General features: G+C 72.4%; 15 protein-coding genes and 1 riboswitch. Of the genes, 6 read left to right on the forward strand and 9 right to left on the reverse strand.

Going from position 1 to position 12,630, the window contains the following annotated elements; genetic code table 11:
- Window positions 1–8: 8 nt before the first annotated feature.
- From MRBLWS13_RS10995 to MRBLWS13_RS11005, 3 genes are read left to right on the forward strand one after another with little or no spacing between them, the layout of a single operon-like run.
- Window positions 9–482, forward strand: coding sequence for a GNAT family N-acetyltransferase (locus MRBLWS13_RS10995; protein ID WP_349429039.1), 474 nt, complete (start codon window positions 9–11; stop codon window positions 480–482).
- 9 nt (window positions 483–491) lie between these two features.
- Window positions 492–1,130: a LysE family translocator gene (locus MRBLWS13_RS11000; protein WP_349425416.1), complete on the forward strand. Its 639-nt coding sequence runs from the start codon at window positions 492–494 to the stop codon at window positions 1,128–1,130.
- Window positions 1,130–2,020 carry a Cof-type HAD-IIB family hydrolase gene (locus tag MRBLWS13_RS11005; protein ID WP_349425417.1) on the forward strand — a complete coding sequence of 297 codons (891 nt, stop codon included), beginning with the start codon at window positions 1,130–1,132 and terminating at the stop codon, window positions 2,018–2,020. The genes MRBLWS13_RS11000 and MRBLWS13_RS11005 overlap by 1 nt, the downstream gene beginning before the upstream one ends.
- A 39-nt stretch (window positions 2,021–2,059) precedes the next feature.
- Here MRBLWS13_RS11005 and MRBLWS13_RS11010 read toward each other — a convergent pair whose 3' ends face one another.
- From MRBLWS13_RS11010 to MRBLWS13_RS11030, 5 genes are all read right to left on the reverse strand, one after another.
- A complete protein-coding gene (locus MRBLWS13_RS11010; protein WP_349425418.1) occupies window positions 2,060–2,440 on the reverse strand; it encodes a VOC family protein in 381 nt (126 codons plus the stop codon).
- A gap of 43 nt (window positions 2,441–2,483) precedes the next feature.
- Window positions 2,484–3,323 (reverse strand): NAD(P)-dependent oxidoreductase, encoded by an 840-nt coding sequence (locus MRBLWS13_RS11015; protein ID WP_349425419.1) that lies wholly within the window; start codon window positions 3,321–3,323, stop codon window positions 2,484–2,486.
- Window positions 3,324–3,340: 17 nt separating this feature from the next.
- The gene (locus tag MRBLWS13_RS11020; RefSeq protein ID WP_349425420.1) at window positions 3,341–4,117 is read right to left on the reverse strand and encodes an enoyl-CoA hydratase/isomerase family protein; all 777 of its coding nucleotides are present in this window, start codon (window positions 4,115–4,117) and stop codon (window positions 3,341–3,343) included.
- A gap of 20 nt (window positions 4,118–4,137) precedes the next feature.
- Window positions 4,138–4,899: an SDR family NAD(P)-dependent oxidoreductase gene (locus MRBLWS13_RS11025; RefSeq protein WP_349425421.1), complete on the reverse strand. Its 762-nt coding sequence runs from the start codon at window positions 4,897–4,899 to the stop codon at window positions 4,138–4,140.
- A gap of 112 nt (window positions 4,900–5,011) precedes the next feature.
- The gene (locus MRBLWS13_RS11030) at window positions 5,012–5,530 is read right to left on the reverse strand and encodes a hypothetical protein (RefSeq protein WP_349425422.1); all 519 of its coding nucleotides are present in this window, start codon (window positions 5,528–5,530) and stop codon (window positions 5,012–5,014) included.
- 136 nt (window positions 5,531–5,666) lie between these two features.
- Between MRBLWS13_RS11030 and MRBLWS13_RS11035 the strand changes: the two genes are divergently transcribed.
- Window positions 5,667–6,392 carry an aminoglycoside 3'-phosphotransferase gene (locus tag MRBLWS13_RS11035; protein ID WP_349425423.1) on the forward strand — a complete coding sequence of 242 codons (726 nt, stop codon included), beginning with the start codon at window positions 5,667–5,669 and terminating at the stop codon, window positions 6,390–6,392.
- Complete coding sequence (locus MRBLWS13_RS11040; RefSeq protein WP_349425424.1) at window positions 6,389–6,895, forward strand: SRPBCC domain-containing protein; 507 nt, start codon at window positions 6,389–6,391, stop codon at window positions 6,893–6,895. Before MRBLWS13_RS11035 ends, MRBLWS13_RS11040 begins: the two co-directional genes overlap by 4 nt.
- Window positions 6,896–7,270: 375 nt before the next feature.
- Here MRBLWS13_RS11040 and MRBLWS13_RS11045 read toward each other — a convergent pair whose 3' ends face one another.
- The 3 genes from MRBLWS13_RS11045 to MRBLWS13_RS11055 form a co-directional block, all read right to left on the reverse strand.
- Window positions 7,271–8,077, reverse strand: coding sequence for an energy-coupling factor transporter transmembrane component T (locus MRBLWS13_RS11045; RefSeq protein ID WP_349425425.1), 807 nt, complete (start codon window positions 8,075–8,077; stop codon window positions 7,271–7,273).
- Window positions 8,074–9,591, reverse strand: coding sequence for an ABC transporter ATP-binding protein (locus tag MRBLWS13_RS11050; protein ID WP_349425426.1), 1,518 nt, complete (start codon window positions 9,589–9,591; stop codon window positions 8,074–8,076). The genes MRBLWS13_RS11045 and MRBLWS13_RS11050 overlap by 4 nt, the downstream gene beginning before the upstream one ends.
- A gap of 2 nt (window positions 9,592–9,593) precedes the next feature.
- Window positions 9,594–10,238 carry an ECF transporter S component gene (locus MRBLWS13_RS11055; RefSeq protein ID WP_349425427.1) on the reverse strand — a complete coding sequence of 215 codons (645 nt, stop codon included), beginning with the start codon at window positions 10,236–10,238 and terminating at the stop codon, window positions 9,594–9,596.
- Window positions 10,229–10,340: riboswitch (TPP riboswitch) on the reverse strand. Its footprint overlaps the gene before it by 10 nt.
- Window positions 10,341–10,398: 58 nt before the next feature.
- Between MRBLWS13_RS11055 and MRBLWS13_RS11060 the strand changes: the two genes are divergently transcribed.
- Window positions 10,399–12,162, forward strand: coding sequence for a D-alanyl-D-alanine carboxypeptidase (locus MRBLWS13_RS11060; protein WP_349425428.1), 1,764 nt, complete (start codon window positions 10,399–10,401; stop codon window positions 12,160–12,162).
- Between the two features lie 42 nt (window positions 12,163–12,204).
- Here the strand turns inward: MRBLWS13_RS11060 and MRBLWS13_RS11065 are convergent, their stop codons facing one another.
- On the reverse strand, window positions 12,205–12,621 hold the full coding sequence (locus MRBLWS13_RS11065; protein ID WP_349425429.1) for an RbsD/FucU domain-containing protein: 417 nt from the start codon (window positions 12,619–12,621) through the stop codon (window positions 12,205–12,207).
- Window positions 12,622–12,630 lie beyond the last annotated feature (9 nt).

Genomic DNA, 12,630 nt, shown 5'->3' on the forward strand with positions numbered 1-12,630 from the left:
GCGACGCGATGATCCGGCCGATCGAGCCCGGCGATGCCGGCGAGGTGCTGACGCTGCAGCGTGCGGCATTCGTGCAGGAGGCACTCATCTACGGCACGCCCGACATGCCGCCGCTCACGCAGACGCTGGAGGAGGTGCAGGCCGAGCTGGAGGAGAATCTCGGCGTCGTCGCCCTCGACGGCACCCGCATGATCGGAGCGCTGCGGGCGCGCATCGACGGCGACCTCCTGCTCGTCGGCCGCATCGCGATCGCGCCGGACCGCGCGGGCGAGGGCATCGGCAGCGCGCTGCTGGAGGCCGTCGAGCGACGCGGCGCCGACCGGGGTGCCACGGACGCGGAGCTGTTCACCGGGTCGCTCAGCGAGGCGAACATCCGCCTCTACGAGCGCGTCGGGTATGCCGAGACCCAGCGTGTGCCGGGCGACGACGGCACCGAGCAGGTCTTCCTGCGCAAGCGACTCGAGCAGGAGCGTCGCGGCTAGGCTCGCCGTGTGGTCCCGCTCGAGAACCTTCTCGCCTTCACGCTCGCCGCGCTCGTCCTGATCGTGATCCCGGGCCCGAGCGTGCTGTTCACGATCGGGCGCGCACTCGCCCTCGGACGCATCGGCGGGCTCCTCAGCGTGCTCGGCAACGCGCTCGGCCTCCTGCCGGTCGTCGGCCTCGTCGCGCTCGGCGTCGGCGGCATCGTGGCGCAGTCGGTCGTGCTCTTCACGATCGTCAAGGTCGCCGGGGCGCTGTACCTCATGTATCTCGGCGTCCAGGCGATCCGTCACCGCCACCGCGCCGCCGCCGAGGCGAACGGGGGCGTCCTGCCCCGTTCCGCGTGGCGTCAGCTCGGCGAGGGCTTCATCGTCGGCGTGACCAACCCGAAGACGATCGCGTTCTTCGTGGCGGTGCTGCCGCAGTTCGTCGATCTGAACGCGGGCATGGTGCCGCTGCAGATGGTCGTGCTCGGCCTCGTCTTCTTCGTCATCGCACTCATCTCCGACGGCATCTGGGCTCTCGTGGCCGCCGGCGCCCGCGGGTGGTTCGGCCGCTCGCCCAAGCGCATCTCGACCTTGTCCGCCACCGGTGGCGGCTTGATGATCGGCCTGGGCGGCATCCTCCTCTTCACCGGGAACAAGCACTGATGGACTCTTCGACGACCCCGGATGCCGGACCGCAGCGAGCCCCCGGTCGGCGCATCATCTTCCTCGACGTCGACGGGACGATCCTGGAGCACGGCTCGCACATCTCCCCCTCGACCCCGGGCGCCGTTCGCGCCGCCCGCGCGGCCGGGCACCTGGTGTACCTCAGCACGGGGCGATCCGCCGCCGACATCCATCCGGTCGTCGCCGAGATCGGCTTCGACGGCGCCGTCACCAACTCCGGCGCGCTCGTGACGTCCGACAGCGAGGTGGTCGTCGAACGCCCGCTGTCGGCGGAGGCGACGGACCGGATGCTGACGGCGCTGCGCAGCCGCGGCATCCGCTACTTCCTGCAGACCCGTGACGCCGTCTACGCGAGCGACGACATGGCCGAGCTGATGCGCGACTACGCCGTCGCGCTCGAGGCCCGCGTGCAGGCGGGTCAGGAGGTGCGCCCGGAGGACTCGCTCGTCGGCCTCGCCCAGCGGAGGTTCCCGGGTGTGGAAGAGGCGGACCTCGGCCGCATCGACAAGGCTGTGTTCGTCAGCGACCACGAGGAGGGTATCGACGAACTCCGTGCCGATCTGGGCGACGAGTTCCTCATCGTCCCCGGCAGCATGCCGCTGCCCGGCGGCTCGAACGGCGAGATCAGTGAGCGCGGCACCACCAAGGGCTCGGCGATCGAGCTGCTGCTGGCGCACCTCGGGATGGATGCCGCCGACGCCGTCGCGGTCGGCGACAGCTGGAACGACGTCGAGATGTTCCAGGTGTGCGGCGTCGCGGTGGCGATGGGCAACGCGCAGCCCGAGCTCAAGGAGCTCGCCGACATGGTCACGACCGACGTCCTCGACGACGGCATCGCCCACGCCTTCCGGCGGCTCGGCCTCATCTGATCCGGCGTCGCCGCCGTTCGAGGCGGCCCGGCCGCGGTGTCACGGCTGCTCGCGGACTTCCATCCCGAGGTTGACGAGGGTGCCCCCGGGGTCGCGTACCTGCGCGACCCGCTCGCCCCATGGCATGTCGGCGGGCGCCTGCTCGGCCCGCCCGCCGGCGTGCACCCACGCCGCGTAGGTCGCATCCACGTCGTCGACGTAGAACCAGAGCGCGACGCGGTCGCCGACCGACGGCGGCAGGGCGTCGGGGTCGCGGCCGATGCCCAGCGACGTCTCGCCGACCTGCAGCGACACGTAATCGTCCTCGTCGCCGCTGCCGAACCGATACGTCACCGTCGCGCCGAGGGCGCTCTCATAGAACCGCACGAGCTCCGGCAGGTCTCGCACCAACAGGATCGGGAACAGGCTCCGTACCCCCATGGGGCCACCCTACGTCGCCGTCGTGGGTCTCGAAAGGGACTGCTCAGTCCAGGAAGATGTCGGGGAACAGGGCCGAGTCCGGGGTACCGGGGACGGCCGCGTAGCCCGAGAAGTCGGTCACGCCGGCCGCTTCCAGCACGTCCTCGACGATGAGCGTGTGCCCGGTGTACTCACGGGACGGCTTCGTCAGTACCTCGTACGCCGCGTCGGCGTAGATCTCCGGCGTGCGGCTCACCTTCATCATGCGGTCGCCGCCGAGCGCGAACTGCACCGCCGCGGTCGCGATCGTCGTGCGCGGCCACAGCGTGTTGGCGGCGATGCCGGCCGACGCGAACTCCGCCGCGAGGCCGAGGGTCGCCATCGTCATGCCGTACTTCGCGAGCGTGTAGCCGGTGTGGCCGCCCAGCCACTTCGGAGAGAGGTTCAGCGGCGGCGAGAGGGAGAGGATGTGCGGGTTCGCGGCATCCTTCAGGATCGGGATCGCGGCGCGCGAGAGCATGAAGGTGCCGCGCACGTTGACGTCCTGCATGAGGTCGTATTTCTTGGCGTCGAGGTCGAGCGAGCGCGACAGGTCGATCACCGAGGCGTTGTTGACGACGATGTCGATGCCGCCGAACTCGCCCTGCGTCTTGAGCACGGCCTCGGTGACGTCGTCGTCGTTGCGCACATCGCCGACGATGGGCAGGGCGTTCCCGCCGGCCGCGCGGATCTGCTCCGCCGCCGAGTGCACCGTGCCCTCGAGCTTGGGGTGGGGCGTGTCGGTCTTGGCGAGCAGCGCGATGTTGGCGCCGTCCCGCGCCGCGCGCAGCGCGATCGCGAGGCCGATGCCGCGGCTGCCGCCCGACATCAGGATGGTCTTGCCGGCCAGGGGCTTGTCGCTCATCTCGGATTCTCCTCGGGTCAGGAACGGGACTTGGCGGATGCCGCCGCGAAGGCCGCGACGCGGGCGCGGGCCTCCTGCGTGTCGAAGCGGGCGCCGATCGAGGCGGCCTCGTCGTCGAGGTTCTCGGCGAACGAGCGCCCCGCCCCGGTGCGGACCAGCCGCTTCGCCTGGCCGAAGGCGCCGGTGGCGTTGTCGAGCCAGAACCGGGCGACCGCCTCGGCGCGGGCGGCGACGTCCGCCGCAGGCACCACTTCGGTGACGAGGCCCCAGTCGAGCGCCGTCTCGGCGTCGATCGTGAGGTCCTGCAGCAGCAGCTGCAGCGCGCGGCGTTGGCCGACCGCCGCCGGCAGCAGCGTCGAGACGCCGAGGTCCGGCGTCAGCCCGATGTTCGCGTACTTGCTCACGAACCTCGACTGCTCCGACGCGACGATGTAGTCGGCGGTGAGCATGAGCCCGAGCCCGCCGCCCGCCACCGCACCCTGCACGGCCGCGACGATGGGCTTGCCGGACTCTACGAACGTGCGGATGCCGTCGTGGATGGTCTGCGCGGCGCCCGTGACGTCGGGGCCGGACGCGCCCGACGTCGCCATCTCGAGGACGTCGCCGCCCGCGCAGAAAGCCGGGCCTGTGGCATCCAGGATCACCGCGCCGACCGACTCGTCGGACGTGATCTCGTGGGCGACGTCGCGCCAGCGGCGGCCCATCTCGAAGCCCATCGCGTTGAGGAATGCGGGCCGGTTGAAGGTGACGCGTGCGAGGGCGCCGTCGCGCGTGACGAGGATCGAGTCGCTCATTGTTCTCCTGCGGTCGGGGCTTACTTCGGTGCCATCCGGATGGCACCGTCGAGGCGGATGGTCTCGCCGTTGAGGTAGCCGTTGTCGACGATCGACATCACCAGCCGCGCGTACTCGTCGGGCTTGCCGAGTCGCTGCGGGTACGGCACCTGCTCGCCGAGCGAGTCCTGGGCGGCCTGCGGGAGTCCCATGAGCATCGGGGTCTCCATGATGCCCGGGGCGATCGTCACGACGCGGATGCCGTAGCGCGCGAGCTCGCGCGCGATCGGCAGCGTCATCGCGTGCACGCCGCCCTTCGATGCGGCATACGCGGGCTGGCCGATCTGCCCGTCGAACGCCGCGACGCTCGCGGTGCTGACGATGACGCCGCGGTCACCGTCGGCGGTCGGCTCCGTCTTCGCGATCGCGGCGGAGGCCTGCGCGATGACGTTGTACGTGCCGATGAGGTTGACGCGCACGATGCGCTCGAACCCCTCCAGCGGCGACGGGCTGCCGTCGCGGTCAAGGACCTTCGCGGGCGGCGCGATGCCGGCGCAGTTCACCACGACGCGGAGGGGACCGGATGCCGCGGCCGTCGCGACCGCGGCGGCCACCTGCTCCGCGTCCGTGACGTCGGCCGGCGCGAACGCTCCCCCGAGCTCTGCGGCGATATCGGCGCCGGCGGAGGACGGCAGGTCGACGATCGTCACGGCAGCGCCGGCTGCGGCGAGGCGGCGGGCGGTCGCGAGACCGAGGCCGCTCGCGCCACCGGTGACGAGCGCGGAGGCACCCGTGAGGTCCATGGATTCTCCTTCGAAGTCCGGATGCTGCGGAACCGCGTATCAGCATACGCGGGACTGAGTCCCAGGTCATGCCGGGCGGCGCACGACCCAGGCTAGTCGTGCCGCCACACGGTCACTCGATGAGCGGCCTCCGCACCCGTACCAGCGTGGCGATGCGATCGAGGAGTTCCGCGGGGCGCGCCAGCAGCACGCGCGCCTCGGGCCGATCGGTGAGGTACTCGGCCAGTCGTGTGGTCGCACGCGCCTCGGCGCGACGGTACCCCGAGAGATAGTGCTGAGTGACGCCCCATTCGATGTCGGCGCCGGCGGTGCCGACGCGCACCGGGAAGGTCGGCGTCTCGGCTCCCTCGACGAACGAGCCGCCGCCGCTGAGGAGCCCCTCCAGCAGCGGTCCGACGGAGTCGCCGATCGCAGGGTGGGGCCACAGCGTCGTCGGCGGCTGCACCGTGAGCAGGCGCACCGCGTCCCACGGCATGAAGCCGCCCGGCGAGTCCCCCAGCCAGGGCGCAAGTCCGCCGGGGGTCAACCGCACATGCCGGGCTGCGGCATCGCCGATCGCCAGCGCCGCCTCCGGCCCCTCAAGAGCCGTGAGCGGTCCTCGGCGGCGCGTGACACGTGTGGTGGCGGACATGACCTCATCCCATCATGCGGCCGGCGCACGCTCCGCCGCTCAAGTGAATCCCTTCCCGCTCGCCTGTCACAAACGGTCCGCTCGGACCCCGAAACGTGACGGGAGAGCGGAACCGGCAAGCGGGCAGGATGGGAGCGTGTCGATCCCCGCCGAACCCGTGGCCGTGTCCGAGACCGTCGTGCGGCTCGCGCGCGGCGCCGCGCTCACGCCGGTCTGGCGGAACGACTACGGCGGCGTGACGTTCCGCACCGACGACGGCCGCTTCATCAAGCACGGTCCGCGCAATGCCGAGACGTCGTTCGCCGGCGAGGCCGCGCGCCTGGCGTGGGCGCAGCCGCACGCACGGGTGCCGCTCCTGCTCGAGGTCGGCGGCGACGACAGCCACGAGTACCTCGTGACGGCGGCGCTCCCGGGGCTCTCCGCCGTCGACGCGCGCTGGGTCGCCGAGCCCGCCACCGCCGTCCGCGCCGTCGGCGAGGGCCTGCGTGCCCTGCACGACGCGCTGCCGGTCGCCGACTGTCCGTTCGACTGGCACGTGCGCTCCCGCATCGCGAACGCGACGGGCCGCGGCATCCGCGTTCCCGATGCCCTGCGCGAGCCGCCGCCGGTCGACCGGCTCGTGGTCTGCCATGCCGACGCCTGCTGCCCCAACACGCTCATCGGCGACGACGGCCGCTGGAGCGGGCATGTCGACTTCGGAGCACTCGGCCTCGCCGACCGCTGGGCCGACATCGCCGTGGCGTCGATGTCGACGGCGTGGAACTATGGCGAGGGATGGGAGGACGCCCTCATCGAGGCGTACGGTGTCGAGCCCGACCGCGCGCGCCTGTCGTACTACCGAGAGCTGTGGAACGCGACATGACCGAGATCACCGGCAACGTCTGCAAGATCGACGGCCATCCGAACCTCGTGATCCTGCGGCGCTTCCGCGCGACCGCCGACGAGATCTGGCGCGAGCTCACCGAGTCGGCGCGGCTCGAGCGCTGGATCGGCCGGTGGGACGGCGACCCGTCGAGCGGGCACGTCACGTTCTCCATGACGGCGGAGGCCGAGGATGCTGCGGGTGAGGAGTACACGATCCTCGAGTGCGACCGGCCCCGGCGCTTCGCCGGCGACACGTCGGCGGCCGGAGGTGCCTGGCATCTGTGGTTCGAGCTCGCCGAGGAGGCGCCGGGCGACACGATCCTCACGTTCGGCCAGCGACTGAACCCGGGCGAGGACGTCGGCTCGATCGGTCCGGGCTGGGAGTACTACCTCGACCGGCTCGTCGCCGCGCAGGCCGGTCTCGACGCCGGCACCGTCTCGTGGGACGACTACTTCCCCGCCCTGCAGCCCGCCTACGAGCGGCTCGTCGCCGCCGACTGACGCGGCGCACCGCGCTCGCCCGTCGTCCGGGCCTTTCGTCTCTGCGTTTCGACTCGCAAGCTCGCTCAATGACCGGGGGAAGGGCTCCGGTCGTTGAGCGAGGAGCTCCAGCGACCCCGGGGGGCTCCGGTCGTTGAGCGAGGGAGCGCCAGCGACCGAGACGAAACGCGCCGAACCTCGCCGCAGCGCCGCTCCGAGTGAGGCGTGCGGCGCGCACGTTCAGCAGTCCGGCAAACGCCGGTTCCGGCATCCCGGAACCCGCGAAACCTGGACCTCACCGCGCCGGCGTCGGCACGCGCGCGCGGTGCGGTCCGGAAAGCGCAGCATCCGGCATCCCAGAAACCGCGGAACCTGGACCGCAGGAGCCGGCGCGACTCAGGACCACACGAACCGGAACGTGCCGGCGGCGACCGCGGCGGCGATCGCCACGGCCATGATCGCGGCGGCGCCGAGCAGCGCCACCAGGTCGCGGGGGTGGAGCCGCGAGGGACGTGACCACGTGCGCGGGATGCCGGAGCCGAAGCCGCGCGCCTCCATCGCCATCGCGAGCTTGGTGCCGCGCCTCACGGCGAACACGAGCAGCACGAACGCCATGGAGAAGAAGCGCCGGATCGCGCCGCCGTCGCCCACCCCGCGCGCGCGGCGCGCGAGGCCCATGCTGCGCCAGTCGTCGAGGAAGAGGCCCAGCGTGCGCGTGCCGGCGAGCACCCCGAGCACGAAGCGGCTCGGCAGCTTCGCGACCTGCGCGAGCGCGTCGGCGAGCTCGGTGGGGTCGGTGCGGCCGAACAGCAGGATCGTCGGCAGGGCGAGCGCGAGCACGCGCAGGCACACCGCGACGGCGAGAGCGATCGAGTCGTCGCTGATCGTGGCGTACCAGAACGACCAGTAGACCGTTCCGCCCGGCTCGGCATACAGCAGCATGCTGATGCCCGCGACGGGGGCGAAGACGAGGATCGGCAGCATCCGCTTCAGTACGGTCATGGCTCCGAGACCGGTCAGCGGGATGCAGGTGAGCTGCAGCGCGATCGCCACGAGGGCGCTCGTCACGTCGATCGACGCGAGCAGCGGCACCGACAGCAGCAGCGCGAGCACGATCTTGGTCACCGGGTTGACGCCGTCGAGCCAGGCCGCCCGTTCGGCACCGACGTCATGCGCGTCGGTACGGGCGTCGACGGCGGTCACGACCGCACCCCCACCGGCCGCGATCGCCCGGGTGCGCCGGACGGGGCCTCCGGGACTGAGGGCCCCGCACCGAGATCGATGCGGTGGCCGCCGAGATGGTGCAGCACGTCTTCGTCGTGCGTGACGGCGACGACGGTCGTGCCGGCGGCGATCTCGGACTGCAGCAGTTGCACGAGCTCGATCCAGCCGCGGCGGTCCTGGCCGAACGTCGGCTCGTCGAGCACGATGACGGGCGGTGCGTCGGCGAGCACGGTCGCGACCGAGAGCCGGCGCTTCTGTCCCCCCGACAGCGTGAAGGGGTTCGCGGCGGCGAGCGGCGCGAGGTGCAGTCGCTCGAGCAGCTCGTCGACGATCAGGCCGACGGCGTCCGCGGCCGCGCCGCGCGAGCGCGGCCCGATCGCGAGCTCGTCGCGCACGGTCGAGGCGAGGAACTGATGCTCCGGCTCCTGGAACACTGTGCCGATGCGGGTCAGCAGCTCGCGCGAGGACCACCGCGACGGGCGGCGGCCCGAGCGGCCCGCGAGCTCCGGCGCCGCGACGACCTCGCCCGCCGCCTCGGGCAGGAGCCCCGCGAGCGTCAGCGCGAGGGTGGACTTGCCGGCGCCGTTGGGCCCGGTGATCACCGTCGCCGCCCCGCGCGGCACGCTGAGATCCAGCCCCGCCCGCACGACGGTGCGGCCATCGCGGGAGATCGAGAGAGCGGATGCCGCCACCGCCGCGGCGGCGCCGGCCGGCGCCGCGGGCAGGACGGGCAGGTCGACGGGGCGACCCGGCACCCACACGCCCGCGGCGGCGAGCTCCGCACCGTGACGGGCGAACACCTCGGCCGGAGTGCCATCGGCGAGGAGGCCGCCGTCGGCGCCGACGACGAGCACACGGTCCATCAGGTCGGCCCAGACGGCCGTGCGGTGCTCGATCACCAGGAGCGTCGCCCCCGTCTCGGCGAGAGCGTGCTCGATGCTCGCGCGCACCTCGCGGACGCCGTCGGGATCGAGATTCGCGGTCGGCTCGTCGAGCAGCAGCACACCGGGTCGCATCGCGAGCACGCCGGCGAGCGCGAGCCGCTGCTTCTGCCCGCCCGACAGCGCCTTCGTCGGCCGCGCGAGCGGGACGTCGAGCCCGACGGCCTCGAGCGCCTCGGCGACGCGGGCGGGGATCTCGGCCGCCGGCACCCCGAGGTTCTCGCAGCCGAAGGCCACGTCGTCGCCGACCTTCGACAGCACGACGCCCGAATCGGGATCCTGCAGCACGAGGCCGACGCGCCCGCGGTGGGCTTCCGGCCGCTCGCCGTCGATCAGCAGCGATCCCGTCTCATCGCCCTCGTCGGCCCCGCCGAGCAGGCCCGCCATGCCGGCGAGGAGCGTCGACTTGCCGGCACCCGAGGCACCGAGCAGCAGCACGCGCTCCCCCGGCTCGATCGTGAACGACACGTCGCGGACGGCGGGCGCGCGCCGGCCTGCGTAGCGCCATCCCCAGCCGTCCGCCGTGAGGCGGGCCGGACGGGTCGAGGCCATCGTCAGACCTCGCGGCGCGCTTCGCGTCCTGCCGCGAAGCTGTTGAGGGCGCCGGTGGCGGCGAGCCCCCGGACGGCGAGCCAGCCGACGACACCCGCGAGCACGGCACCCGAGACGACGAGCGAGACGAGGTAGATGACGTTGAACTCGAGCGTCTTCAGGATGTTCGGCGAGCTGCCGTAGAACAGCTCGAACACCCAGGCGCCGGCGGCGGCGCCCGCACCGGCCAGCATCGCGACAGGCAGGGTGAAACGGCGGTAGAGGAAGAGGGCGAAGATCAGCTCGGCGCCGAGACCCTGGACCAGGCCCGACAGCAGGGTGGACACGCCCCACACGTTGCCGATGAGCATCGACACGATCGCTGCGATCACCTCGACGAGGAGTGCCGCACCGGGCTTGCGGATGACGAGACCGCCGATGACGCCGCCGATCAGCCAGATGCCGACGGCGAGTCCGCCGAGGCCGGGCGTCAGGCCGTCCATGGCGATGAACCAGGCGTAGCCGACGGTGTTCCAGGCCCAGAAGACGAGGCCGGTGGCGACGCCGAGCACCGCGGCGACGACGATGTCGACGACTCGCCAACGCAGGCTGCGGGGGCCCGAAGGGGTGGCCGCAACGGGGGTGGATGCGGACGCGGACGTGTGCATGTGAACTCCTCCCTGCGCCGGCATGATCCGGATCAGGTTCGACGGTCGAAGCGTGGATCGCTTCCTCTCAGCCCGGCTCACCGGACTCCCGTGGTTATGGCGTTGAGTATACCGCCGCGATGACGGGTATTTTGAGGGGGTGACTCCGGACGACACACCCGTGCCCACGCGTCGCGCGCGTCGGGCGCAGACCGGTGCCGTGCCGACCCCGGCTTCGGCCGGTGCCCCGGAAGGCGGCATCCTGACCGTCGCCACCGGTCAGACTGTCCACACGCCCCCTCCGCTCGCCGCTGGCGCGTCGGGCGGAGCCTCCGGGCGCGTGGGCCCACTCGTGCACCCGGGCAGCACCACCGCCCCCGGAGACGTGCCCACCGTCGCGCCCACCATCGCCACGGTGCCGCTCGGCGACAGCCCGACGGCGATCGCGCCGACGATTCCCCTGTTCGATTCGGACGCGCAGACGGGGCCCGTCATCCCCGGACTCGTTCCCGAGCCGTCGGTCCCCGTCGCCACCTGGGATCCCGCGGGCCACGACGCGCTCGCCGACGTCCCGGTCGCCGAGGATTCGCGCCCCGCGGCGGGCGGCGGACGAACCGCCCTCGCGTGGGTCGATGAGACGGCCGTGGGCCTCGGCGCCGCCCCCGGCGATCTGACCGCCGCGGCCACCCCCTACGTCACGGTCGACGCCGACCTGCTCTCCGACGCGCCGCGGCGCTCGCCGCTGCGCGCCGGCGTCGTGGTTCCCACCCTCGCGATCGCGGCCGTGCTCGGCGCGTATGCGGGGACGACGCTGCTGTGGCCGCTGCACGCCGTCGCACCCACGGTCACCGCCATGGAGGTCCAGCCGGTCGCGGCGCCTGCCGCGGCGCCGGTGTGGCCCGCTCAGGGCAGCGCCGCCGAAGCGGTCGGAGGCATCTCGGGGACACTGGCCACGACGGCGGATCCCGACTCCATCGCCAGCATCACCAAGCTCGTGACCGCCCTGGTCGTCCTCGAGGAGATGCCGCTCGCGCTCGGCGAGCAGGGTCCCGAGTACCGCTTCACCTCGGCGGATCGCTCCCGCTATTGGCAGTACCTCAGCAACGGCGAGTCCGCGCTGAACGTGCCCGCCGGCGGCTCGCTCACCGAGTACCAGATGCTCGAGGGCATGCTGGTCGGCTCGGCGAACAACTACGCCGACCGCCTGGCGCAGAGCATCTGGCCATCGGATGCCGTCTTCGCCTCGGCGGCCTCGTCCTGGCTCTCCACGCACGGCGTCCCCGGTGTGACCGTCTACGAGCCGACGGGGATGGACCCGCGCAACACCGCGAGCCCCGAGGCCCTCGTCGTGCTCGCGCAGAAGGCCCTCGCGAACCCGGTGATCGCCGAGATCGTCGCGAAGCAGTCCGTCGACCTGCCCGGTGCCGGCCTCGTCGAGAACACCAACGGGCTGCTCGCCGACCCGGGTGTCGTGGGCCTGAAGACCGGGACGCTCGACTCCTGGAACCTGCTGTCGGCGAAGGACGTCACGATCGGCGACACGACGGTGCGCCTCTACGCGTCGGTGCTCGGACAGCCCGACGATGAGAGCCGTCTCACCGCCTCCCGCGCGCTGTACGCGCAGCTCGAGACCGAGCTGCAGCTGAAGCCCTCGGTGACGGCGAACACCGTCGCCGGACAGGTCGAGACCCTGTGGGGCGACGAGGTGGACATCGTGACCTCGGGCGACGCGTCGGTGGTCCTGTGGAACGGCGGCAGCGGCACCGTCGCCACGACCTACCACCTCGGCGAGAGCCGCGATGCAGGCGACGCGGTCGGCTCCCTCAGCGTGACCGGACCGCTCAACGACACCACGGTCGACCTGCAGCTCGCCGCCGACATCACCGACCCGTCGCCGTGGTGGCGGCTGACGCACCCGCTGGACCTGTTCGGCCTCAACGGCTGAGACCACCGCCGTTCACCCGGCGCGCGGTCAGCCTGAGGAAGGTCAGGCGGCGGACGGGTGCCCGACGACGCCCTTGCGCAGCAGCGCGTTGCCGTATTTGCGGGTCTCGCCCGTACGCAGGATGACGTACGCGCGCTTCGCCTGCTCGTAGTACTCGAACCGGTCGACGTAGCGCGGGGCATCCGTGCCTGCCGCGGCGGCGAGCTCGCGCTGCACGTCGAGCACCTCGCCGTCAGCCGACGCCATGAGGTCGAGCGCGGGCGCATCGTCGAGCGGCAGCACCGTGCGCACGGCGGCCACCACCTCGGGCGTGGTCGTCCCGGGCAGGTCCACGACGCGCGCGCCGATCGCCCACGCCGGAAAGTGCGCGTCGGCGATCACGACGGCATCCGAGTGGCCCATCCGGTCCAGGTGCAGCAGCAGCTCCCCCGTCAGCAGCGGGTGGATGCCCTCGAGCATGGGATTCCC

This window comes from Microbacterium sp. LWS13-1.2 (assembly GCF_040144835.1).
Lineage (GTDB): Bacteria > Actinomycetota > Actinomycetes > Actinomycetales > Microbacteriaceae > Microbacterium.

Excerpts from the sequence above, each read along its gene's own strand:
- MRBLWS13_RS11025 (WP_349425421.1), bottom strand. The coding sequence starts at position 4,899 with ATGGACCTCACGGGTGCCTCCGCGCTCGTCACCGGTGGCGCGAGCGGC.
- MRBLWS13_RS11005 (WP_349425417.1), top strand. The coding sequence starts at position 1,130 with ATGGACTCTTCGACGACCCCGGATGCCGGACCGCAGCGAGCCCCCGGT.
- MRBLWS13_RS11065 (WP_349425429.1), bottom strand. The coding sequence starts at position 12,621 with ATGCTCGAGGGCATCCACCCGCTGCTGACGGGGGAGCTGCTGCTGCAC.
- MRBLWS13_RS11010 (WP_349425418.1), bottom strand. The coding sequence starts at position 2,440 with ATGGGGGTACGGAGCCTGTTCCCGATCCTGTTGGTGCGAGACCTGCCG.
- MRBLWS13_RS10995 (WP_349429039.1), top strand. The coding sequence starts at position 9 with ATGATCCGGCCGATCGAGCCCGGCGATGCCGGCGAGGTGCTGACGCTG.
- MRBLWS13_RS11030 (WP_349425422.1), bottom strand. The coding sequence starts at position 5,530 with ATGTCCGCCACCACACGTGTCACGCGCCGCCGAGGACCGCTCACGGCT.
- MRBLWS13_RS11055 (WP_349425427.1), bottom strand. The coding sequence starts at position 10,238 with ATGCACACGTCCGCGTCCGCATCCACCCCCGTTGCGGCCACCCCTTCG.
- MRBLWS13_RS11020 (WP_349425420.1), bottom strand. The coding sequence starts at position 4,117 with ATGAGCGACTCGATCCTCGTCACGCGCGACGGCGCCCTCGCACGCGTC.
- MRBLWS13_RS11015 (WP_349425419.1), bottom strand. The coding sequence starts at position 3,323 with ATGAGCGACAAGCCCCTGGCCGGCAAGACCATCCTGATGTCGGGCGGC.
- MRBLWS13_RS11040 (WP_349425424.1), top strand. The coding sequence starts at position 6,389 with ATGACCGAGATCACCGGCAACGTCTGCAAGATCGACGGCCATCCGAAC.
- MRBLWS13_RS11050 (WP_349425426.1), bottom strand. The coding sequence starts at position 9,591 with ATGGCCTCGACCCGTCCGGCCCGCCTCACGGCGGACGGCTGGGGATGG.